The sequence below is a fragment of the Novosphingobium sp. SG707 genome, assembly GCF_012275515.1.
Classification (GTDB): Bacteria; Pseudomonadota; Alphaproteobacteria; order Sphingomonadales; family Sphingomonadaceae; genus Novosphingobium.
In genome coordinates this window covers 236,299-258,094 of sequence record NZ_JAAZQL010000003.1, presented here as the reverse complement: position 1 = coordinate 258,094, position 21,796 = coordinate 236,299, and the positions used below count along the sequence as shown (strand labels likewise).

15 protein-coding genes and 1 riboswitch are annotated in these 21,796 nt (G+C 63.2%); of the genes, 8 read left to right on the top strand and 7 right to left on the bottom strand.

Going from position 1 to position 21,796, the window contains the following annotated elements; all coding sequences use genetic code 11:
* Positions 1 to 52 precede the first annotated feature (52 nt).
* From FHW92_RS09955 to FHW92_RS09945, 3 genes are all read right to left on the bottom strand, one after another.
* Positions 53 to 1,618: an aldehyde dehydrogenase (NADP(+)) gene (locus FHW92_RS09955; protein WP_168603111.1), complete on the bottom strand. Its 1,566-nt coding sequence runs from the start codon at positions 1,616 to 1,618 to the stop codon at positions 53 to 55.
* Between the two features lie 149 nt (positions 1,619 to 1,767).
* Positions 1,768 to 3,048 carry an MFS transporter gene (locus tag FHW92_RS09950; protein WP_168603110.1) on the bottom strand — a complete coding sequence of 427 codons (1,281 nt, stop codon included), beginning with the start codon at positions 3,046 to 3,048 and terminating at the stop codon, positions 1,768 to 1,770.
* A 159-nt stretch (positions 3,049 to 3,207) separates the two neighbouring features.
* The gene (locus tag FHW92_RS09945) at positions 3,208 to 3,948 is read right to left on the bottom strand and encodes a hypothetical protein (RefSeq protein WP_168602904.1); all 741 of its coding nucleotides are present in this window, start codon (positions 3,946 to 3,948) and stop codon (positions 3,208 to 3,210) included.
* A 200-nt stretch (positions 3,949 to 4,148) separates the two neighbouring features.
* Between FHW92_RS09945 and FHW92_RS09940 the strand changes: the two genes are divergently transcribed.
* From FHW92_RS09940 to FHW92_RS09925, 4 genes are all read left to right on the top strand, one after another.
* Positions 4,149 to 4,454 carry an alkylphosphonate utilization protein gene (locus FHW92_RS09940; RefSeq protein WP_168603109.1) on the top strand — a complete coding sequence of 102 codons (306 nt, stop codon included), beginning with the start codon at positions 4,149 to 4,151 and terminating at the stop codon, positions 4,452 to 4,454.
* A gap of 6 nt (positions 4,455 to 4,460) precedes the next feature.
* Positions 4,461 to 5,402 (top strand): 1-phosphofructokinase family hexose kinase, encoded by a 942-nt coding sequence (locus tag FHW92_RS09935; RefSeq protein WP_168603108.1) that lies wholly within the window; start codon positions 4,461 to 4,463, stop codon positions 5,400 to 5,402.
* On the top strand, positions 5,402 to 5,827 hold the full coding sequence (locus FHW92_RS09930; protein ID WP_168603107.1) for a cupin domain-containing protein: 426 nt from the start codon (positions 5,402 to 5,404) through the stop codon (positions 5,825 to 5,827). Before FHW92_RS09935 ends, FHW92_RS09930 begins: the two co-directional genes overlap by 1 nt.
* A 373-nt stretch (positions 5,828 to 6,200) precedes the next feature.
* Positions 6,201 to 6,491, top strand: a complete 291-nt coding sequence (locus tag FHW92_RS09925; protein WP_168603106.1) for a hypothetical protein — start codon at positions 6,201 to 6,203, stop codon at positions 6,489 to 6,491.
* 280 nt (positions 6,492 to 6,771) lie between these two features.
* Here the strand turns inward: FHW92_RS09925 and FHW92_RS09920 are convergent, their stop codons facing one another.
* The 3 genes from FHW92_RS09920 to FHW92_RS09910 all read right to left on the bottom strand — a co-directional run bounded on the left by FHW92_RS09920 (position 6,772) and on the right by FHW92_RS09910 (position 9,519).
* On the bottom strand, positions 6,772 to 7,182 hold the full coding sequence (locus FHW92_RS09920; RefSeq protein ID WP_168603105.1) for a DUF4440 domain-containing protein: 411 nt from the start codon (positions 7,180 to 7,182) through the stop codon (positions 6,772 to 6,774).
* Positions 7,183 to 7,342: 160 nt separating this feature from the next.
* Positions 7,343 to 9,205, bottom strand: a complete 1,863-nt coding sequence (gene thiC / locus FHW92_RS09915) for a phosphomethylpyrimidine synthase ThiC (RefSeq protein ID WP_168603104.1) — start codon at positions 9,203 to 9,205, stop codon at positions 7,343 to 7,345.
* Between the two features lie 17 nt (positions 9,206 to 9,222).
* Positions 9,223 to 9,519, bottom strand: a complete 297-nt coding sequence (locus tag FHW92_RS09910) for a hypothetical protein (protein ID WP_246870047.1) — start codon at positions 9,517 to 9,519, stop codon at positions 9,223 to 9,225.
* Between the two features lie 186 nt (positions 9,520 to 9,705).
* Positions 9,706 to 9,811, bottom strand: a riboswitch (TPP riboswitch).
* A 129-nt stretch (positions 9,812 to 9,940) separates the two neighbouring features.
* Here FHW92_RS09910 and crtY point away from each other — a divergent pair.
* A complete protein-coding gene (gene crtY, locus FHW92_RS09905) occupies positions 9,941 to 11,179 on the top strand; it encodes a lycopene beta-cyclase CrtY (RefSeq protein ID WP_168603102.1) in 1,239 nt (412 codons plus the stop codon).
* Positions 11,176 to 12,657, top strand: a complete 1,482-nt coding sequence (locus FHW92_RS09900; protein ID WP_168603101.1) for a phytoene desaturase — start codon at positions 11,176 to 11,178, stop codon at positions 12,655 to 12,657. The genes crtY and FHW92_RS09900 overlap by 4 nt, the downstream gene beginning before the upstream one ends.
* Positions 12,658 to 13,052: 395 nt before the next feature.
* Here the strand turns inward: FHW92_RS09900 and FHW92_RS09895 are convergent, their stop codons facing one another.
* Positions 13,053 to 13,202: a hypothetical protein gene (locus FHW92_RS09895; RefSeq protein WP_168603100.1), complete on the bottom strand. Its 150-nt coding sequence runs from the start codon at positions 13,200 to 13,202 to the stop codon at positions 13,053 to 13,055.
* A 5-nt stretch (positions 13,203 to 13,207) separates the two neighbouring features.
* Here FHW92_RS09895 and rpoB point away from each other — a divergent pair, with 5 nt between their 5' ends.
* The gene (gene rpoB, locus FHW92_RS09890; protein WP_168603099.1) at positions 13,208 to 17,359 is read left to right on the top strand and encodes a DNA-directed RNA polymerase subunit beta; all 4,152 of its coding nucleotides are present in this window, start codon (positions 13,208 to 13,210) and stop codon (positions 17,357 to 17,359) included.
* Between the two features lie 70 nt (positions 17,360 to 17,429).
* Positions 17,430 to 21,707: a DNA-directed RNA polymerase subunit beta' gene (rpoC, locus tag FHW92_RS09885; protein ID WP_168603098.1), complete on the top strand. Its 4,278-nt coding sequence runs from the start codon at positions 17,430 to 17,432 to the stop codon at positions 21,705 to 21,707.
* The last annotated feature ends 89 nt before the right edge of the window (positions 21,708 to 21,796 follow it).

Below are 21,796 nucleotides of genomic sequence, written 5' to 3'. Positions count from 1 at the left end.
CGCGCGCCGAATTCCAGAGGGGGGCATGTTTGCGTTGCGGGGGTTTTCCCTGTCAGTCGAACTGACGGCGGGGCAGGCCCAGCGGATTGGCGGCCTTGAGCGCATCAGGCAACAGCGCATCGGGCAGCGCCTGATAGCAGACCGGGCGAAGGAAACGGTGGATCGCCATCGCCCCCACCGATGTCGTGCGCGGATCGGACGTGGCCGGGAAGGGGCCGCCATGGACCATGCTGCGCGAAACCTCGACGCCCGTGGGCCAGCCATTGGCGAGGATGCGCCCGACTTTGCGCTCCAGAATGGGCAGCAGCGGGGCAGCCAACGGATAGTCGGCCTCGTCGATATGGAGCGTGGCGGTCAACTGTCCTTCGAGCCCTTCGAGAACCGCGACGATCTGGGCCGCATCCTGACACCGGATGACCAGCGAGGAGGGGCCGAAGACCTCATGGGTCAGCGCCGGATTGCTCAGCAGATCGGCCGCATCGACCGCCAGCAGGCGCGCCGCGCCGCATTGCGCATCGCCATCCGGCCCGGCGGCCAGCACGGAAACGCCCTCGGCCCCGCTCAGCGTCTCGATCCCGCGCGCATAGGCGGCCGCGATCCCGCCCGTCAGCATCACCTGCGGAGCCACGCCCTTGAGCGCTTCGCTGGCCGCGCCAAGGAAGCGGTCGAGGTCGGGGCCATCGAGCGCGACGACCACGCCGGGGTTGGTGCAGAACTGGCCCGCAAACAGGCTGAGCGAGCCGACATAGGCGCGGCCCAGATCCTCGGCGCGGTTGGCCAGAGCGGCGGGGAAGAGCAGCACCGGATTGATCGAGGACATTTCGGCATAGACCGGAATGGGCTCTGCGCGGCTTGCCGCCACCGCCATCAGCGCCAGACCGCCCGCCCGCGATCCGGTAAAGCCCACCGCCTTGATATGCGGATTGGCCACCAGTGCGGTGCCGATGTCATTGCCCGGCCCTTGGATCAGGCTGAACACGCCCTCGGGCAGGCCGCAGGCGGCCACCGCTTCGGCAATCGCTTCGCCCGCCAGCAGAGATGTGCCGGGATGGGCCGGATGGGCTTTGACCACCACCGGGCAACCGGCGGCCAGCGCCGAAGCCGTGTCGCCGCCCGCCACCGAAAAGGCCAGCGGGAAGTTCGACGCGCCGAACACCGCGACCGGGCCGACGGCAATCTGGCGCGCGCGCAGATCGGGGCGGGGCAGGGGCTGACGTTCGGGCAGCGCGGGTTCAATAATCGCGCCCGCCCAGTCGCCTTCGCGCAGGACCTTGGCAAACATGCGCAACTGGCCGGTGGTGCGGCCCAGCTCGCCGTTCAGGCGGCCCTGCGGCAATCCGCTTTCCAGCATGGCGCGAGAGACGATGGCTTCGGCGCGGGCCTCCAGCGCGGCGGCGATGGCGTCGAGGAAAGCGGCGCGCGCCTCGGGCGTGGTTTCGCGATAGGCGTCGAACGCTGCTCCGGCCAGAGCGCATGCCTGCGCAATGTCATCGGCGGTGGTGATGGCGAAATCGCCCTCCAGCGCCTTGCCGGTGGCGGCTTCGATTCCGGTGAAGCTGGCGGTACCGGTGCGGCGCGCGGCGCCGATCAGATAGGCGCCCGAAGTGGCAGAGGACATGGTGGCTCCTTGGCTGGCTTAAAACTCTTGGGGCTGCTGTTTATGGTAGCGCTCCCAAATTGCAAACCATATTGTTTCTGCCCGCCGCGCCTTCAAGTGTCGATTTGCAAGTCGGCATCGAACAAGAGCGATCAAGCATGGATGCGCGCCTAAACCGGCGACTGGCTTTCCGGCGGGCGGCGTTCAAACGGACGGTTTTCAAATCCATGGGCGCCCAGCAACACGGGAAACAGCCGCGCCCAGCCCGCCGCGATCACGATGGAGGCGACCCCGCCAAACACCGCAGCCCCCACCGGCCCCATCAGCGCGGCGGCAAGACCTGATTCCATCTCGCCCAATTCATTCGAGGCCGAGACGAAGAGCGTCGAGATGGCCCCTACCCGCCCGCGCATGTCATCGGGGGTGGAAAGCTGCATCAGGGTCTGGCGGATCAGCACCGAGACCATATCGGCCGCCCCCAGCAGCGCCAGACAGCCCGCCGAGAGCCAGAAGGAGGTGGACAGGCCGAACACCACGGTAAAGACGCCATAGATGCCCACAGAGCCCAGCATCTTGGCCCCGACATGATCGCCCACCGGCCGCCATGACACGAACAGCGCCGTGCCCAGCGCGCCCACCGAGGAGGCCGCCCGCAGCAGCCCCAGCCCGTCCGGCCCGACATGCAGGATATCGCGCGCATAGACCGGCAGCAGCGCTGTCACCCCGCCCAGCAGAGTGGCGAACATATCCAGCGTGATCGTGCCGAACAGCAGCCGATTCGAGCGGACATAGACCAGACCTTCACGCATCAGTTCAAGCGGGCCGCCCGGCGATCCGCGTGAATGGGCGGCATCCGCGCTGATCAGGATTTGCGCCGCCAGCGAAAGGGCCACCAGCACCGCGGCAAAACCAAACGCCGCCCCCGGCGATACCGCATAGGCATAGCCGCCCAGCACCGGCCCCAGTATGCCCCCCACGCGCCCGGCAATCGCCCCCAGCGCAATCGCGCGGGGCAAAGCCTCGGGCGGCACCGTGGCCGAAAGCAGCGCATTCATCGCCGGCATGTAAAAGGCCCGCGCCGCCGCAAAGCCCGCCGCGACAATATACAGCACCATCAGAGACAGCCCGCCCCGCGCCGCCAGCAGGCAGAGCGGGACGAGAAAGCACAATTGCCCGATCAGCGCGCCGCGCACCACCTTGCGTCGGTCATGCCGGTCGGCTGCCAATCCGGCCAGCGGGTTGCAGATCAGAAAGGGAAGAAACTGCGCCAGCCCCACCAGCCCCAGCCGCAGCGCGGCGGCGCGCACCCCATAGCTGGACCGCGCCACATCATAGACCGCCCAGCCCAGCGCCATCACCATCGCATTATGCCCCAGCATCGCCGTCAGCCGGGCCAGCCAGTAGAATTGGAAATCGCGGTAATGCAGCGGGTGTCTGGGCGCTTGCGTCATGGGCGTCGCGCTATCAGTGCGGGTGGGCCGCGTCGAGGAGGAACTGGGCCGACAGAGCAATGCATGCGCGGCCCCGCAAAGCCATGGCGCGGGCCGCAACGATCAGAAAAAACGTGGGAAAGGGGGAGGGCGCGATGCCCGGCCCTCCCCCTCTGACGATCAGCGATGGTGGCCGTAATAGCCCCGGCCGCCATAATAGCCGCGTCCGCCGTAATAGCCCCGGCCCGGCCCGCCGTAATAATAGCCGCGCGGCATCGGGCGATAGGTGCGGTAGTACCAGCTGTGATAGGGATAGGGGCGATAGACCCACGCATTGTCGACATAGACCCACGGGCGATACCACGCCGGGGCGGCATAGACATAATCGCTCTGGGCATAGACATAGGCGGGCGCGCCGCCGCGCGTCACATAGCCCGGAGGACAGCCGGGGCTGGTTTCGCCGCCGCTGCTGCTGGCCACGGCCGCGCCGCCCACCGCACCGATCGCCGCGCCCGCCGCCATGCCGACGCCCGTGTCATGGCGCCCGGCCAATCCGCCGCCGATGATCGCGCCCAGCACGCCGCCCACCAGAGCGCCCGCCCCGGTATTGCCGCGCGATTTCACGCAATTGTTGCGCGCCCAGTTTTCCGCATCGGCGGCATAACGGGCATCCGCGCCATAATCCTCGCCGCCCGCAACATAGCCTTGCGGGGGCGGGGGCGGGGTGCGGCCGTCATAGCCTTGCGGTTCGGCCGGTTCGGGCGGAGGATTACGGTAATCATAGCCGCCCTGATTGGAATAGGTCTGACCCGCCGGATAGGGGGCGCCGTTCTGGGCCGAGGCATAGCTGGCCGCAACAGGCGAGAGCCCGACCGCGATCGCGCTGGCGGCCATCAGGGTTTTTTGCAAAGAATGGGTCATGATGCCTATCCTCGGTGATCGGCCTTGAAGGGAACGGCCTGTCTGAAATTCTGTTGTAACAATTGCCATGATCCGCGTGAACGCAGGCTGACACAGCGCAAAGCGCGACAATTTATTACCGGATAGGGGCCCGGGGATTAACGGGCCGATGGCCAAGGCCGCCATGGCGTGCCAAGGCCCGGGATGAAAGGAATGAGACGATGAGCGCTGATGAAGATTATGTGTATGACGAGGAAAGCGGCGAATGGATGTCGGCTTCCGAACTGTCCGCCAAGCGCGCCGCCGCCGATACGGTCGAGGTGCGCGATGCGGTGGGCAATCTGCTGGCCGATGGCGATCAGGTGACGCTGATCAAGGATCTGGAAGTGAAAGGCGCGGGCCAGACATTGAAGCGCGGCACCTTGATCAAGTCGATCCGCCTGACGGGCGATCCGCAGGAGATCGATTGCCGCTATGACGGGATCAAGGGGCTGGTGCTGCGCGCCGAATTCGTCCGCAAGAGGTAAAGCCCGATGCGCGTCGCCACATTGACGATGAACCCCGCCATTGATGGGTCCTGCGAGGCCGAGGCGGTGTTTCCCACCCACAAGATCCGCACGCGTGATGAGCGTTACGATCCGGGCGGCGGCGGGATCAATGTGGCGCGCGTGCTGGCGCGGATGGGCCATGCTTCATCTCTTGGCGCGGTCGAGGTGATCTATCTGGCGGGCGGGGCGACAGGCGCGCTGCTCGACGAACTGCTGGATCAGCATGGGCTGGACCGGCACCGCATCGCCATCCATGACCATACGCGGCAATCGCTGGCGGTCTATGAAAGGTCGAGCGGCAAGGAGTTCCGCTTTGTGCCCTATGGCCCGCTGGTGGCCGAGGACGAGTGGCAGGCGGCGTTCGATCATGTGGCCGGGCTCGAACACGGCTGGCTGGTGGCCAGCGGGTCTTTGCCGCGCGGGGTGCCGGTGGATTTCTATGCGCGGGTGGCGGCGGCTCTGGCCGGGCGCGACATGCGCGTGGTGGTTGATACGTCCGGCCCGGCGCTGACGGCGGCGCTGGATCAGGGCGGGCTCTATCTGGTCAAGCCCAGCCAGGGCGAGTTCGAGGCGCTGATCGGCTGCAAATTGCCCGATGCGCAGGCCGTGGGCGAGGCGGCCATGGAGATGGTGCGCAGCGGCAAGTCCGCGCATGTGGCCGTGTCCATGGGGCATGAGGGCGCGGTGCTGGCCCATGCGGACGGGGTGATCGTGCGGCCCGCGCTGGATGTGCCGGTCAAAAGCGCGACCGGGGCGGGCGACAGTTTCGTGGGCGGTATGGTCCATGGCTTTTTGCGCGGCGAGGATGCGGCGGGCGCGTTCCGCTGGGGCATGGCGGCGGGGACGGCGGCGGTGATGTCGCCCGGCACAGACCTGTGCCACCCGGAGGCGGTGCGTGAGATGTGGCTGGCTTTGGGAGATAGGTGATGCGTGATCCGCAGGCGGCGGCGATCATCGAGCGATTGGGGATGCAGCCGCACCCCGAGGGCGGTTGGTATGTCGAATTGTGGCGCGAGGGTGAGGATCGCGGGCGGGTTAGTACGATCTATTTCCTGCTGGAGGCGGGGCAGACCTCGCATTGGCACCGGATCGATGCGGCCGAGGTGTGGCTGTGGCACGGCGGGTCGGCGCTGGATCTGGGCGTGGCGGCCGGGGATGCGGGGCCGGTGCGCTGGATCCGTCTGGGCGGCGATGTGCTGAACGGCGAGACGCCGCAGGGGGTGATCCCGACCGGGCATTGGCAATCGGCGCGGGCGGGTGATGGCTGGGCGCTGGTGAGTTGCGTGGTTGCGCCGGGATTTACCTTTGACGGGTTTGAACTGGCGCCGCCCGGCTGGCATCCGGGGGGATAGTGGTTCGATGCTGCGTCGCATCATTCCATAATGGTTTTCAGAAAATGGGCGCGATGCGATTCGCGAGGGCAGATTGAATTTGGCACTTTCCTCCTGACCGGGCGGGGCGAATTTGTATGCATTCCTATTCAAGGTTGATGCGGGATGATCTGACCCTGCAACCTCGAAATGGCCAGCATTTCCCGGAAATATGCCGAATTCTAACGGGATAGGTGGAGATTTTCCAAGCGTATGGTTTGGAATGGTTGCGAAAAATGCAATCATATCGTTGGTGAATGCAATTGCTACATTCCCACCATTCACGTTAGACGGGCTTCAACAACATAAAGGGTGCTTCGAGGCAATTGTTCCTAACCAAATAGGGGATATTGCCATGATCAAGACTGTTATCGCCGCCGCTGCTTTCGCTCTTCTGCCCACCGTTGCTTTCGCTGAAGAAGCCCCCAAGCAGAGCTTCACCTATCAGGGCGTGACCTACACCTACACTTCGGAAGTGCAGAACGGCGTCAAGGTTCTCAAGGGCTCGGCCTATAACGGCAAGGTGCCTTTCGAACTGAAGGTGACCAAGAACGGCGTGTCGGGCACTTTCAACCGCGCTCCGGTCAACTTTGACATGCACGAAGTCCAGCACCTCGACAACAAGGACGTTGTCGAAGGCCAGTAAGCGATTGGTCCCAACAGGGCCGATCCTCTCTGAATGCTGAGATACGTGCGGAAAAGCACAATGGGCGGCTGGAAGATCACTTCCGGCCGCCCTTTTGCATGTGCGTTTGTGAGAGAGTTGCGGCCCAGCCGGGTTGGTAGCCTCTTCTATAAGAGCCAGCCAGGCCGCGTGGTGGATATGGCAGGCCGCATCTGACAAATCCATGAATGAAATGGCCACATTGGCAAATTTTATGATTTTTTATGACGGGCTTGGTTGACTGGCCGCGCTGGCAGGCCGATCATTTCAGCGTCACGAAAATCTCGGCTTCCAGGACCCAGCGCGATTGCGTGGCATTGGCCGCAAGATTGCGCCATTTCGCCGCATACGTGCCCGAGGCCTGCACCTTGCCACCGGCATCGACGCCCTGCCAGGCGCCCTGTTCCATCGCGATTGGTTCAACCTCGCTTGCAATAATCGCCTCAGTGGTTCGCACATAGGTGGTGCGCAGTGCAGCAGGGGCGGCAAATTCACGCTTCCATGCCAGCAGTTGCGCCTTGCGCCCGTTCAGCAGCGCGCTGTCCGTGCCCGTAATCAGCGTCACATGCGGGGCAAGAATAGCGCTGATGGCATTCAGGTCGCTCTGCGCCAGCGCACGGTTGAAGTTGGCGCGCGCAAGGCGGATGGCAAGGTCGGCGGTCGGGTTGTGCATGGGGTTTACCGCTGCGCGATTTTTCGAGTTTAGGGAAGGGGCGTTTTGGGGCGGAAGCAGGCTTGCCCGCCGGAGGCAAAACAAACAGGCGCGCCACACAAAACAAAAGGGCCGAGAGCCGCCCCGGCCCTCGACCCTTTCATCCATTCCAAACGAACCTTTATTCCGCAGCCGGAATGTAGAGATCGCCCGCTTCCTTATACTTCTCGCTCATCTGGGCCATGCCGGCCTCGGCATCCTCGGCGGCGGCAAACGTCTCAATCGGCGCGTTCTGCTTGGCGGCAAAGTCGCGCACTTCCTGCGTGATCTTCATTGAGCAGAATTTCGGTCCGCACATCGAGCAGAAGTGGGCGGTCTTGGCCCCTTCTGCGGGCAGGGTCTGGTCGTGATACTGCTCGGCGGTGTCCGGGTCGAGCGACAGGTTGAACTGATCGCGCCAGCGGAATTCGAAGCGTGCGCGCGACAGGGCATCGTCGCGCAGCTTGGCCGCCGGGTGGCCCTTGGCAAGGTCGGCTGCGTGGGCGGCCAGCTTGTAGGTGACGACACCAACCTTGACGTCATCGCGGTCGGGCAGGCCAAGGTGCTCCTTGGGCGTGACATAGCAGAGCATCGCCGTGCCGAACCAACCGATCATCGCCGCGCCAATGCCGCTGGTGATGTGGTCATAACCGGGCGCGATGTCGGTGACGAGCGGCCCGAGCGTGTAGAACGGAGCTTCACCGCATGCGGCGAGCTGCTTGTCCATGTTCTCCTTGATCTTGTGCATCGGCACATGGCCGGGGCCTTCGATCATCACCTGAACGTCCTGCTCCCACGCGCGCTTGGTCAGCTCGCCAAGGGTGTAGAGTTCGGCAAACTGCGCCTCGTCATTGGCATCGGCAATCGAGCCGGGGCGCAGACCGTCGCCCAGCGAGTAGGCCACGTCATAGGCCTTCATGATCTCGGTGATTTCGTCGAAACGCTCGTAAAGGAACGATTCCTTGTGATGGGCCAGACACCACTTGGCCATGATCGAGCCGCCGCGCGACACGATCCCCGTCACGCGCTTGGCGGTCAGCGGGATATAGGGCAGGCGCACGCCCGCGTGGATGGTGAAATAGTCGACGCCCTGTTCGGCCTGTTCGATCAGCGTGTCGCGGAAGATTTCCCAGTTCAGGTCCTCGGCAATGCCGCCCACCTTTTCCAGCGCCTGATAGATCGGCACGGTGCCGATGGGAACGGGGCTGTTGCGCAGGATCCATTCGCGCGTGTCATGGATGTTGCGGCCCGTGGACAGGTCCATCACCGTGTCGGCGCCGTGGCGGATGGCCCAGACCATCTTGTCGACTTCGGATGCCACGTCCGAGGCTACGGCCGAGTTGCCGATATTGGCGTTGATCTTGACCAGGAAATTGCGGCCGATCGCCATGGGTTCGGATTCGGGGTGGTTGATGTTCGACGGGATGATCGCGCGGCCCCGCGCCACTTCGGACCGCACGAATTCGCCGGTGACGAAATCGGGGATTTCCGCGCCCCAGCTTTCACCATCCCGCTCCAGCTTTTCCTTCAGGATCGCGCGGCCAAGGTTTTCGCGCTGGGCCACATATTCCATTTCAGGGGTGACGATGCCGCGACGGGCATAGTGCATCTGCGATACATTGGCACCCGCCTTGGCGCGCAGGGGGCGGGGGTTGACCGCCGGGAAGGCGGGAACGCCGCCGCTGCGATCAGGCCCCTTCAGGCCATTGTCCTCGGGCTTGACCGCGCGGGCGTCATATTCCTCGACATCGCCGCGCGCCAGGATCCATTCGCGGCGCAGCGGCGCAAGGCCTGCGGCAATGTCGATCGTGGCATTGGGATCGGTATAGGGGCCGGACGTGTCATAGACCCGCACGGCCGGTTCGTTGGCCGACGACTCCAGCGCGATTTCGCGCATGGCAACCTTGATTTCGGGATGGCTGGGCGAGGGGACGTAGATCTTTTTCGAGCCACGGATCGCGCCGGTGGTAACGCCAATTTCAAGGGGGGAGTTGATGTCGGCCATGGAGTGCTTTCTGCTGTTTATCCGAAGCGGGCCATGCCGATCACGGTCAAAGCCAGCCCGATGAGAGTGGTGATGCCGGCCCAGCCCTTGTGAAAATTGCCAAGGGTTTTCAGCCACATCTGGGTATAAAGATCACAGGCGAACAAGATGGCCAGGCTTTCGGCCATCATCAGTCCGCCCAATGCCTTGATGATGCAGGTGAGAAGGTCATGCGGTATCCATGGGTTGGCCAGATAGACCAGACTGCCCACCAGCAATTCGAGCATTCCGCACAGGAATTGTAGGGCGGGCGAGCCTTCCACCTCGCCGATCATGGTTTGCCAAACTCCCGGTTGCCTAAGTGCCCCTGCTCCTGCGGCCAGCGCGGCCAGACCAAGAATGAGGGCGCTCCATGCAGTCGGATCTCCAGCTTCTTGCATACCTTCTCCTGTTTTTTCGTTTTTATCTCGCCTTCATATTCTGCGGCGTCAGGAGAGGAGGAGCGGGGGGCACCATACCGGGCCGACAGACGCTTCCCTCCCTACGCCCGGATTAACGGGTTCAGGTTCAGCGGGTCGTGGGGCGTTAGGCCCACCTCTCAGCCACATGGCTCCCCGGGGATATGCATGGCAGGTTATGCGAAGGCGAAGGCCTTGGCAAGCGCGCTGAGGGCCGGTTTTGCCGCCGTGAAATTTCTCACGGATTTGCCCTTATGGTCGGTTGCCGGAAAGCGGTTGCTAACATAGACTTGGGGCCATGGCGGGAAATGACACGGATATTGCCATCCTCGGGGGCGGATTGGCGGGCGGGCTGGTAGCGCTGGCTCTGGCGGCGCGGCGGCCCGATCTGCGCATCCTGCTGGTCGAGCGGGAGGAGAAGCTGGGGGGGCACCATTTCTGGTCCTTCTTCCTCAGCGACATTCCGGTGGCCGCGCGCTGGTTGCTCAAACCCTTGGTGGTGGGCAAATGGGGCAGCCACAGCGTGCGTTTTTCCGGCAACCGCCGCCATCTGGGCAATCCCTATCGCACCATTTCCAGCGCCCGTTTCGATGCGGTCCTGCGCGAGGCGCTGCCCACAGGCTCGATCCTTACCGGGGCCACGGTGACCGCCTTTGACCGGCGCGGTTTCACGCTGGCCGACGGGCGGCAGTTTCGCGCGGGGGCGGTGATCGACGCGCGCGGCGCGGCGGCCTTTCCCGGCCTGCGCGGCGGGTGGCAGAAATTTCTGGGCCAGATGGTGCGCACCAGCGCGCCCCATGGCCTGAGCGCCCCCATCATCATGGACGGCAACCGGTCGCAACATGACGGGTTCCGCTTTGTCTATGTCCTGCCCTTTTCGGATGACACGGTGTTTATCGAGGACACCTATTATTCCGACACGCCTGACATCGACGCCCCCACCCTGCGCGAGCGCATCGAGGCCTATGCCAAGAGCCGCAGCTGGACCATTGTCGAGGTGCTGGACGAGGAGCAGGGCGTGTTGCCGGTGGTGGCCGAGGGCGAGCCCCATGCGCTGATCGAGGGCATGCATGGCGTGGCGCGGATCGGCGTGGCGGGGGGACTGTTTCATCCCCTGACCGGCTATTCGCTGCCCACGGCGGTGCGCGTGGCGACGATGATTGCCGACATGCCCGATATGTCGGGCGATGCGATCGCCGGGGCGGTCGAGGATTATGCGCGGGCCCATTGGCGCGCGGGCGGCTTCTATCGCCTGCTGGCGCGGATGCTGTTCGGCGCGGCGCGGCCCGACAAGCGGCACCGGGTGTTCGCCCGTTTCTATCGTCTGGGCGACAGGCTGATCGAACGCTTCTATGCCGGGCAATCGACATGGGCGGATCGCGTCCGCCTGCTGGTCGGGCGGCCGCCGGTGCCTTTGATGGCGGCTCTGGCCTGTCTGGTCGGGCGAGGGCGTGAACTGGCCGATCTGGGGGCGCCTGGGCGCCTTTCTCAGGATACAACGATACCGGCCTTTGCCGGGGAAACCGAGGACGCATGAAAAAGGCCTGTGTGATTGGCGCGGGATTTGGCGGGCTGGCTCTGGCCATCCGCCTGCAATCCGCCGGGATCGCCACGACGCTGGTCGAGGCGCGCGAGCGTCCGGGCGGGCGCGCTTATGTGTGGGAGCGCGAAGGGCATACGTTCGACGCGGGCCCCACGGTCATCACCGATCCGTCCTGCCTGTCCGAGCTGTGGGGCCTGACGGGGCAGGACATGGCAAGCGATGTCGATCTGATGCCGGTGATGCCTTTCTATCGCCTGCAATGGACCGATGGTAGCCATTTCGACTATTCCAACGATGAAGCCAAATTGCGCAGCGAGATCAATCGCGTGGCGCCGGGCGATCTGGCGGGCTATCAGCAATTTCTCGATTTCGCGGGCGAGGTCTATCGCGAGGGCTATGTCAAGCTGGGCCATGTGCCTTTCCTTGACTTCAAGAGCATGATCAAGGCCGCCCCCGCGCTGATGAAGCATCAGGCGTGGCGCAGCGTCTATTCGCGCGTCGCCGGTTTTGTTCAGTCGGAAAAGCTGCGCGAGGCGCTCTCGTTCCATACGCTGCTGGTGGGCGGCAATCCGATGGCCACCAGCAGCATCTATGCGCTGATCCACAAGCTGGAAAAGGATGGCGGCGTGTGGTGGGCGCGGGGCGGCACCAATCGGCTGGTTTCGGGCATGGTCGCGCTGTTTGAACGGCTGGGCGGGACGGTGCGGCTGGGCGATGGAGCGGTTCGGATTCACACCATCGGCAATCGCGCGCATGAGGTGGAAACCAAGAGCGGGTGGCGCGAACGCTTCGATGCCGTGGCCAGCAATGGCGACCTGATGCACACCTATCGCGATCTGTTGGGCGATACGCCGCGCGGGGTGGAATATGCCCGCTCGCTGGCGCGCAAGCGCTGGTCGCCCAGCCTGTTCGTCGTCCATTTCGGGCTGGAGGGGCAATTCCCCCATATCCCCCACCACATGATCCTGTTCGGGCCGCGCTATAAGGGGCTGCTGGAGGATATTTTCGACAATGGCGTGCTGCCGCGCGATTTCTCGATCTATCTGCACCATCCCACCGCCTCCGATCCTTCCATGGCGCCCGAGGGGCGCAGCACGTTTTATGCGCTGGTGCCGGTCGCCCATCGCGGCAAGTTGGCGGTGGATTGGGATCAGGTGGGGCCGATCCTCGAACAGCGCATCCTTGACGAAGTGGGCCGTCGCCTGATCCCCGATATCCATGACCGGGTGGCGACCAAGTTCCACTATGCCCCCACCGATTTCGAAACCGACCTCTCCGCCTATATGGGCAGCGCCTTCAGTCTCGAACCGATCCTGACGCAGAGCGCCTGGTTCCGTGGGCATAACCGCGATGATGTGATCCCTAACCTTTACCTCGTGGGCGCGGGGACGCATCCGGGGGCGGGGATCCCCGGCGTTGTGGGCAGCGCGAAGGCGACCGCCGGGTTGATGATTGAGGATTTGCGGGGGTAGGGTTTTAGGGGCTTTTGCCTCCGGCGGGCAAAGGGCGGGCCCTTTGCAATCCCGATATTGTCGGCGTGGCGTTAGGGGTTCGGCCTTTGGTGTCGGACGCGGCGTTGGGAATTTTAGAGCCTGCGGCGCTTTTGACGTGAGTTTGCCGCGCCGCAGGCATTATGACCCATGGAGCATGGCACCACCTTGCAAACTTGGCACCCCCATAACGGGATTGCAAAGGGTCGAGACCCTTTGCCCGCCGGAGGCAAACCTTATTCCTCCGACAATTGACAAACCGCCCCCACACGCCTAATGCCCGCCGGTTCCATCGCTTCGAGCAAGGGCGGTCCAGCGCGGGGGTCATCCACGAAAGGAGGCGATGGTTTGCATCTGACGCCAGAGGCTGCGGGCCTTCATCCTTGATATGGGGTGATTCGCCAGCGGCCTTTTGTGCGTTTGACGGTGCCGCCATTTACCCCGCGCATGGCATTATTTTCCGGCTTAACGGCTCTTTTTTCCGCGAAAAAGATCCGCTGCGCCACCAACGAAAGAGGCAAAGTCAAGCCCTATGGCAACCCAGCCCATCTCCCGCGCTTCGGCCAAGCGCCGGATCCGCAAGATCTTCGGTGATATTCACGAAGTGACGCAGATGCCGAACCTGATTCAGGTTCAGCGCGAATCCTATGAGCAGTTCCTGCGCTCGAACCCCGCCGTGGGTTACGTCTCGGGTCTGGAAAAGACGCTGCGTTCGGTGTTCCCGATCCGCGACTTTGCCGGCACCAGCGAGCTGGACTTTGTGCATTACGAGCTGGAAGAGCCCAAGTACGACATCACCGAATGTCGTCAGCGCGGGATCACCTATGCCGCTCCGATGAAGGTCACGCTGCGCCTGATCGTGTTTGAAGTCGACGCCGAGACCGAGACCCGGTCGGTGCTCGATATCAAGGAGCAGGACGTGTACATGGGCGACATGCCGCTCATGACCGAGAACGGCACCTTCGTCATCAACGGCACCGAGCGCGTGATCGTGTCGCAGATGCACCGTTCGCCGGGCGTTCTGTTCGACCATGACCGCGGCAAGACGCATTCCTCGGGCAAGTTCCTGTTCGCCGCCCGTGTGATCCCGTATCGCGGTTCGTGGCTGGACTTTGAATTTGACGCCAAGGACATCGTCAACGTCCGTATCGACCGCAAGCGCAAGCTGCCCGTCACGGCGCTGCTGCATGCGCTGGGTCTGAACGACGAAGAGATCCTGCACTACTTCTATCAGACGATCGTCTGGAACCGCGCGAGCGGCGGCTGGAAGATCCCCTATGTTGCCGAAGCATGGCGCGGCGCCAAGCCCGCTTTCGACATCGTCGATGCTGCCAGCGGCGAAGTGGTCTTTGCAGCGGGCACCAAGATCAGCCCGCGTGCTGCCAACAAGGCGGAAAAGGACGGCCTCAAGGATCTGCTGATCCCAACCGAGGAAATCTTTGGCCGTTACAGCGCCAATGACGTCATCAACGAATCGACCGGCCGCATCTATATCGAGGCCGGCGAAGAGGTGACGGCGGAAAATCTGGCCGCGCTCGACGCTGCCGGGATTGACGCTTTCGAACTGCTCGACATCGACCATGTGTCGACCGGTCCGTGGATCCGCAACACGCTCAAGGCTGACAAGGCCGAGGATCGCGATCACGCTCTGGCCGATATCTATCGCGTGATGCGCCCCGGCGAACCGCCGACGCGCGAAACCGCCGAAGCGCTGTTTGCCGGCCTGTTCTTTGACGCTGACCGCTATGACCTCTCGGCCGTGGGCCGCGTCAAGCTGAACATGCGTCTTGGCCTGGAATGCGACGACACGATCACCACGCTGCGCACCGACGACATCATGGCCGTCGTCAAGGAGCTGGTGAACCTGAAGGACGGCAAGGGCGAAGTCGATGACATCGACAACCTCGGCAACCGCCGCGTCCGTTCGGTGGGCGAGCTGCTGGAAAACCAGTATCGCGTCGGCCTGCTGCGCATGGAGCGCGCCGTCAAGGAGCGCATGAGCTCGGTTGACGTCTCGACCGTGATGCCCAACGACCTCATCAACGCCAAGCCCGCCGTGGCCGCGGTGCGTGAGTTCTTCGGCTCCTCGCAGCTCTCGCAGTTCATGGACCAGACCAACCCGCTGTCCGAAGTGACGCACAAGCGCCGCGTTTCGGCGCTCGGGCCGGGCGGTCTGACGCGTGAGCGCGCAGGCTTTGAAGTCCGCGACGTTCACCCGACCCACTATGGCCGTATCTGCCCGATTGAAACGCCGGAAGGCCCGAACATCGGTCTGATCAACTCGCTCTCGACCTTTGCGCGCGTCAACAAGTACGGTTTCATCGAAACCCCGTACCGCAAGGTGATCGACGGCAAGGTGACCAAGGACGTGGTCTACCTCTCGGCGATGGAAGAGCAGAAGCACACGGTGGCGCAGGCTTCGGCCGAAACCAACGCGGATGGCTCTTTCGTCGAAGAACTGGTTTCGGCCCGTCAGAACGGCGAATTCGTGATGGCGCCGCGCGAAACGATCACGCTGATGGACGTTTCGCCCAAGCAGCTCGTGTCGGTTGCCGCCTCGCTTATTCCCTTCCTGGAAAATGACGACGCCAACCGCGCGCTCATGGGCTCGAACATGCAGCGTCAGGCTGTGCCGCTGGTGAAGGCCGATGCGCCTTTCGTCGGCACGGGCATGGAAGAAACCGTGGCGCGCGATTCGGGCGCCGCGATTGCTGCCTCGCGCGCCGGTATCGTCGATCAGGTGGACGCCACCCGTATCGTGATCCGCGTGTCGGGCGATATCGAGCCGGGCAAGTCGGGCGTGGACATCTACACGCTGCAGAAGTTCGAGCGTTCGAACCAGTCGACCTGCATCAACCAGCGTCCGCTGGTGAAGGTGGGCGACAGCGTCGAAAAGGGCGATATCATTGCCGACGGTCCCTCGACCGAGCTGGGCGAACTGGCGCTGGGCCGCAACGTGCTGGTCGCGTTCATGCCCTGGAATGGCTACAATTACGAAGACTCCATCCTGATCAGCGAACGCATCGTGAAGGAAGACGTCTTTACCTCGATCCACATCGAGGAATTTGAAGTCATGGCCCGCGACACCAAGCTTGGGCCTGAAGACATCACCCGCGACATCCCGAATGTGGGCGAGGAATCGCTGCGCAATCTCGACGAAGCGGGCATCGTCTATATCGGCGCCGAGGTGCACCCCGGTGACATCCTGGTCGGCAAGATCACGCCCAAGGGCGAAAGCCCGATGACGCCGGAAGAAAAGCTGCTGCGCGCGATCTTCGGTGAAAAGGCCAGCGACGTGCGCGACACCTCGCTGCGTCTGCCGCCGGGCGTTGCCGGTACGATTGTCGACGTGCGCGTCTTCAACCGTCACGGTATCGAAATCGACGACCGTACCCGCGCGATCCAGAACGAGGAAATCGAACGCCTCGCCAAGGACCGTGAGGACGAGCGCGCGATTCTGAACCGCGCCACCTTCAACCGTCTCAAGGACATGCTGCTCGGCCAGGTGGCCGCGGCCGCGCCCAAGGGGCTGAAGAAGGGCATCGAGATCACCGAGGAAGTGCTGGCCGAGGTCGAGCGCTACGAATGGTGGAAGTTCGCCGTGGCCGACGATGCGCGCCAGCAGCAGCTGGAAGCGACCAAGGCGCAGTATGACACGGCCATCAAGGCGATCGTCGAGAAGTTCGAAGATCGTAAGGAAAAGCTGGAACGCGGCGACGAGCTGGCCCCGGGCGTCCTCAAGATGGTCAAGGTGTTCGTGGCGGTGAAGCGCAAGCTGCAGCCGGGCGACAAGATGGCCGGCCGTCACGGCAACAAGGGTATCATCAGCCGCATCCTGCCGCAGGAAGACATGCCCTTCCTGGAAGACGGTACGCCGGTGGACTTCGTGCTGAACCCGCTGGGTGTGCCTTCGCGTATGAACGTGGGTCAGATCTTCGAAACCCATCTGGGCTGGGCCGCGCGCGGTCTGGGTCGCAAGATCGGTGCTGCTCTGGACGCATGGCGCGAGGCCAATCCGAACCCGCAGGCGGGCGAAGCCCCCGAAGCGGTGCGCGAATTGCTCAAGGACATCTATGGCGACAACTACACCGCCGAGCTGGAAGAGCGCAGCGATCAGGAAATCGTCGAGCTGGCCCAGAGCGTGCGCAACGGCGTGCCGATGGGTTCGCCGGTGTTCGACGGCGCGGTGGAAAAGGATGTGACCGACATGCTGCGCAAGGCCGGGCTGGATGAATCGGGTCAGGTGACCCTGTTCGACGGCCGCACCGGCGAGGCGTTCGACCGCAAGGTGACCGTGGGCATGAAGTATGTGCTCAAGCTGCACCACCTTGTTGACGACAAGATCCACGCGCGTTCGATCGGGCCCTACAGCCTCGTCACCCAGCAGCCGCTGGGCGGTAAGGCGCAGTTCGGTGGTCAGCGCTTTGGTGAAATGGAAGTGTGGGCGCTGCAGGCTTACGGCGCGGCTTACACGCTTCAGGAAATGCTCACCGTCAAGTCGGACGACGTGGTGGGCCGCACCAAGGTGTATGAAGCCATCGTCAAGGGCGACGACACGTTCGAGGCCGGTATCCCCGAAAGCTTCAACGTGCTCGTCAAGGAAATGCGCTCGCTGGGCCTGAATGTCGAACTGTCTTCGTTGACTGACGAGGATGGCGACGATCTGGCCGACGCGGCGGAGTGAGGGGATCGGGCGGCCTTGACCGGCCGCCCGCCCATCGCCCCAGAGATTTGACCCCTTAGAGGGACGACATATGAACGACCTGACCAAATTTACCAATCAGATGGCGAAGCCGGAAACCTTCGACCAGATCCAGATCGGTCTGGCCTCGCCCGAGCGCATCCGCAGCTGGTCCTTCGGCGAGATCAAGAAGCCGGAAACGATCAACTATCGCACGTTCAAGCCCGAGCGTGACGGCCTGTTCTGCGCGCGTATCTTCGGCCCCGTGAAGGACTATGAGTGCCTTTGCGGTAAGTATAAGCGCATGAAGTACAAGGGCGTCGTCTGCGAAAAGTGCGGCGTCGAAGTGACCGTGACCAAGGTGCGCCGCGAGCGCATGGGCCATATCGAACTGGCCGCGCCGGTCGCGCATATCTGGTTCCTCAAGTCGCTGCCTTCGCGCATCGGCCTGCTGCTCGACATGCAGTTGAAGCAGCTCGAACGCATCCTGTACTTTGAATCCTATGTGGTGATCGAGCCGGGCCTGACCCCGCTTGAAAAGTACCAGTTGCTGACCGAAGACGAGCTGCTCGACTATCAGGACGAGTATGGCGAAGACGCGTTCAGCGCCGGCATCGGCGCCGAGGCGGTCAAGCACATGCTGATGAGCCTCGACATGGTTCAGGAGAAGGAAGACCTTCTCAAGGAACTGGCCGAGACCAAGTCGGAACTGAAGCCGAAGAAGATCATCAAGCGCCTGAAGGTCGTGGAATCCTTCATCGATTCGGGCAACCGCCCCGAATGGATGATCCTCGACGTGGTGCCGGTCATTCCGCCGGATCTGCGCCCGCTGGTGCCGCTGGACGGTGGCCGCTTTGCCACCTCGGACTTGAACGACCTCTATCGTCGCGTCATCAACCGTAACAACCGTCTGAAGCGCCTCATTGAACTGCGCGCGCCCGACATCATCGTGCGCAACGAAAAGCGCATGTTGCAGGAAGCCGTTGACGCCCTGTTCGACAACGGTCGCCGTGGCCGCGTCATCACGGGTGCCAACAAGCGTCCTCTCAAGTCGCTGTCCGACATGCTCAAGGGCAAGCAGGGCCGCTTCCGTCAGAACCTGCTCGGCAAGCGCGTCGACTATTCGGGCCGTTCGGTCATCGTGACCGGTCCCGAACTCAAGCTGCATCAGTGCGGCCTGCCCAAGAAGATGGCGCTCGAACTGTTCAAGCCGTTCATCTACGCTCGTCTGGATGCCAAGGGTCTGTCGATGACCCTGAAGCAGGCCAAGAAGTGGGTGGAAAAGGAACGCAAGGAAGTCTGGGACATCCTGGACGAGGTGATCCGTGAACACCCCGTCATGCTCAACCGTGCGCCCACGCTGCACCGTCTGGGCATTCAGGCGTTTGAACCCGTTCTGATCGAGGGTAAGGCGATCCAGCTTCACCCGCTGGTCTGCTCGGCCTTCAACGCCGACTTCGACGGTGACCAGATGGCCGTCCACGTTCCGCTGAGCCTTGAGGCCCAGTTGGAAGCGCGCGTGCTGATGATGTCGACCAACAACATCCTCTCGCCCGCAAACGGCAAGCCGATCATCGTGCCTTCGCAGGACATGGTGCTGGGCATCTATTACCTCTCGATGGACCGCGCAGGCGAGCCGGGCGAGGGTATGCTGCTGGCCGATATGGCCGAAGTGCATCAGGCGCTGGAGGCCAAGGCCGTCACGCTGCACTCGAAGGTCATCGCCCGCGTTCCGCAGACCGACGAAGACGGCAAGACGTACTTGAAGCGTTTCGAAACGACTCCGGGCCGTATGCTGATCGGCGAATGCCTGCCCAAGAGCCACAAGGTGCCCTTCGACGTGGTCAACCGCCTTCTGACCAAGAAGGACGTGGGCGACGTGATCGACGAGGTCTATCGTCACACCGGCCAGAAGGACACTGTCCTGTTCGCCGACGCCATCATGAGCCTTGGCTTCCGCCACGCGTTCAAGGCGGGCATCTCCTTCGGCAAGGATGACATGATCATCCCCGACAGCAAGGATGCGCTGGTTGCCGAGACCAAGGAACTGGTCGCGGATTATGAGCAGCAGTATCAGGACGGTCTGATCACGCAGCAGGAAAAGTACAACAAGGTCATCGACGCCTGGAGCCGTTGCGGCGATCAGGTGGCCGCGGCCATGATGGAAGAGCTGAAATCCAGCCCTGTGGACCCCGAGACCGGCCGTCAGAAGCCGATCAACGCGATCTACATGATGAGCCACTCGGGCGCGCGTGGTTCGCCGACCCAGATGAAGCAGCTGGCCGGTATGCGCGGTCTGATGGCCAAGCCGTCGGGCGAGATTATCGAAACGCCGATCATCTCGAACTTCAAGGAAGGTCTGACCGTTCTTGAATACTTCAACTCGACCCACGGCGCCCGTAAGGGTCTGGCGGACACCGCGCTCAAGACGGCAAACTCGGGTTACCTGACCCGCCGTCTGGTCGACGTGTCGCAGGACTGCGTGGTCATCATCAATGACTGCGGCACCGAACGCGCTCTGGAAATGCGCGCGATCGTTCAGGGCGGCAGCACCATCGCCTCGCTGGGCGAGCGTATCCTCGGTCGTACTCTGGCCGATGATATCCTTGCCAAGGACGGCTCGGTGATCGTGGCCAAGGGCACGCTGCTGGACGAACCGGCGGTGGCGCTGATCGAATCGCATGGCATCCAGTCGGCGCGCATCCGCTCGCCGCTGGTTTGCGAGGCGACTCAGGGCGTTTGCGGCACCTGCTATGGCCGCGACCTTGCGCGCGGTACGCCGGTCAACATCGGTGAAGCGGTCGGTGTTATCGCCGCCCAGTCGATCGGTGAACCCGGCACGCAGCTGACCATGCGTACGTTCCACATCGGTGGCGCGGCGCAGGTGAACGAACAGTCGAACCTTGAAGCGTTGTGCGACGGTCACGTCGAATATCGCGACATTCCGACCATCGTGGACAAGCGCGGGCGTCTGCTCTCGCTGGCCCGTAATGGCGAAATCGCGCTGATCGACACCGATGGCCGCGAGCGCGCCATGCACCGTGTGCCTTATGGTACGCATCTGCTCCACAAGAGCGGCGCGACTGTGAAGCAGGGCGAACGTCTGGCCGAATGGGATCCGTTCACCACGCCGATCATCACCGAAAAGTCGGGCAGCGTGAAGTATCAGGACCTGATCGACGGTCGCACGCTGACCGAGCAGGTGGACGAAGCGACGGGTATGACCCAGCGCATCATCACCGAAAACCGCTCAACCAGCCGTGGCAAGAAGGAGGACCTGCGTCCCCGTCTGACCCTGCTGGACGAAGGTTCGGGCGAGGCGGCACGCTATATGCTGGCGCCGGGCACGACGCTTTCGGTCGAAGACGGTCAGTTCGTGGAATCGGGCGACGTTATCGCGCGTGCTTCGCGCGAAGCCGCCAAGACCCGCGACATCACCGGCGGTCTGCCGCGTGTGGCCGAACTGTTCGAAGCGCGCATTCCCAAGGACAATGCGGTGATCGCCAAGATCGCTGGCCGCATTGAATTTGTCCGCGATTACAAGGCGAAGCGCAAGATCGCCATTGTGCCGCAGGAAGGCGAACCCGTCGAATACCTGATCCCCAAGAGCAAGGTGATCGACGTTCAGGAAGGGGACTGGGTCAAGAAGGGCGACAACCTGATCTCGGGCTCGCCCAACCCGCATGACATTCTGGAAGTGATGGGGATCGAGGCTCTGGCCGAATATCTCGTCGCGGAAATTCAGGAAGTCTATCGCTTGCAGGGCGTGAAGATCAACGACAAGCACATCGAGGTGATCGTTCGCCAGATGCTGCAAAAGGTTGAGATCACGTTTGGTGGCGACACCACGCTGCTGCCAGGCGAGCAGGTCGATCTGGAAGAAATGCTGGAAACCAACGGCAAGCTGACCGAAGGCCAGCGTCCTGCCGAAGGCAAGCCGGTGCTGCTGGGCATCACCAAGGCTTCGCTCCAGACGCGTTCGTTCATCTCGGCGGCGTCCTTCCAGGAAACCACCCGCGTGCTCACGCAGGCGGCGGTCGAAGGCAAGAAGGACAGCCTGATCGGTCTGAAGGAAAACGTCATCGTGGGCCGTCTCATCCCCGCCGGTACCGGCGCGGGCATGAACCGCATCCGCGTGGCCGCCTCCAGCCGCGATGCTGCGCTGCGCGCTTCCTATCGCAAGCTGCAGGAGCACCTGATCGCTCCGGCAACGGCGGCCGAAGAGCACGCGGCCGAACTGGCTCAGGGGCCTGAGGCTGCTGGTCTGGTCGATCCGCTGGCGCCGATGGAAGGGGAAACCCACGGCCTCGACGCCGATGCCGGAGAATACCTGAACAAGGGCGAGGAATAATCCTCTCGCCTTTGCCGGGCTGAAAACACAGAAAGACCCCGCTGGAGCGATCCGGCGGGGTTTTTTGTTGTTTTGGGAGGGCTAGGGTT

Excerpts from the sequence above, each read along its gene's own strand:
- thiC (WP_168603104.1), bottom strand. The coding sequence starts at position 9,205 with ATGGCCGACATCAACTCCCCCCTTGAAATTGGCGTTACCACCGGCGCG.
- FHW92_RS09955 (WP_168603111.1), bottom strand. The coding sequence starts at position 1,618 with ATGTCCTCTGCCACTTCGGGCGCCTATCTGATCGGCGCCGCGCGCCGC.
- rpoC (WP_168603098.1), top strand. The coding sequence starts at position 17,430 with ATGAACGACCTGACCAAATTTACCAATCAGATGGCGAAGCCGGAAACC.
- FHW92_RS09940 (WP_168603109.1), top strand. The coding sequence starts at position 4,149 with ATGAGCGCTGATGAAGATTATGTGTATGACGAGGAAAGCGGCGAATGG.
- rpoB (WP_168603099.1), top strand. The coding sequence starts at position 13,208 with ATGGCAACCCAGCCCATCTCCCGCGCTTCGGCCAAGCGCCGGATCCGC.
- FHW92_RS09950 (WP_168603110.1), bottom strand. The coding sequence starts at position 3,048 with ATGACGCAAGCGCCCAGACACCCGCTGCATTACCGCGATTTCCAATTC.
- FHW92_RS09900 (WP_168603101.1), top strand. The coding sequence starts at position 11,176 with ATGAAAAAGGCCTGTGTGATTGGCGCGGGATTTGGCGGGCTGGCTCTG.
- crtY (WP_168603102.1), top strand. The coding sequence starts at position 9,941 with ATGGCGGGAAATGACACGGATATTGCCATCCTCGGGGGCGGATTGGCG.
- FHW92_RS09945 (WP_168602904.1), bottom strand. The coding sequence starts at position 3,948 with ATGACCCATTCTTTGCAAAAAACCCTGATGGCCGCCAGCGCGATCGCG.
- FHW92_RS09925 (WP_168603106.1), top strand. The coding sequence starts at position 6,201 with ATGATCAAGACTGTTATCGCCGCCGCTGCTTTCGCTCTTCTGCCCACC.
- FHW92_RS09935 (WP_168603108.1), top strand. The coding sequence starts at position 4,461 with ATGCGCGTCGCCACATTGACGATGAACCCCGCCATTGATGGGTCCTGC.
- FHW92_RS09910 (WP_246870047.1), bottom strand. The coding sequence starts at position 9,519 with ATGATCGGCGAGGTGGAAGGCTCGCCCGCCCTACAATTCCTGTGCGGA.
- FHW92_RS09920 (WP_168603105.1), bottom strand. The coding sequence starts at position 7,182 with ATGCACAACCCGACCGCCGACCTTGCCATCCGCCTTGCGCGCGCCAAC.
- FHW92_RS09930 (WP_168603107.1), top strand. The coding sequence starts at position 5,402 with ATGCGTGATCCGCAGGCGGCGGCGATCATCGAGCGATTGGGGATGCAG.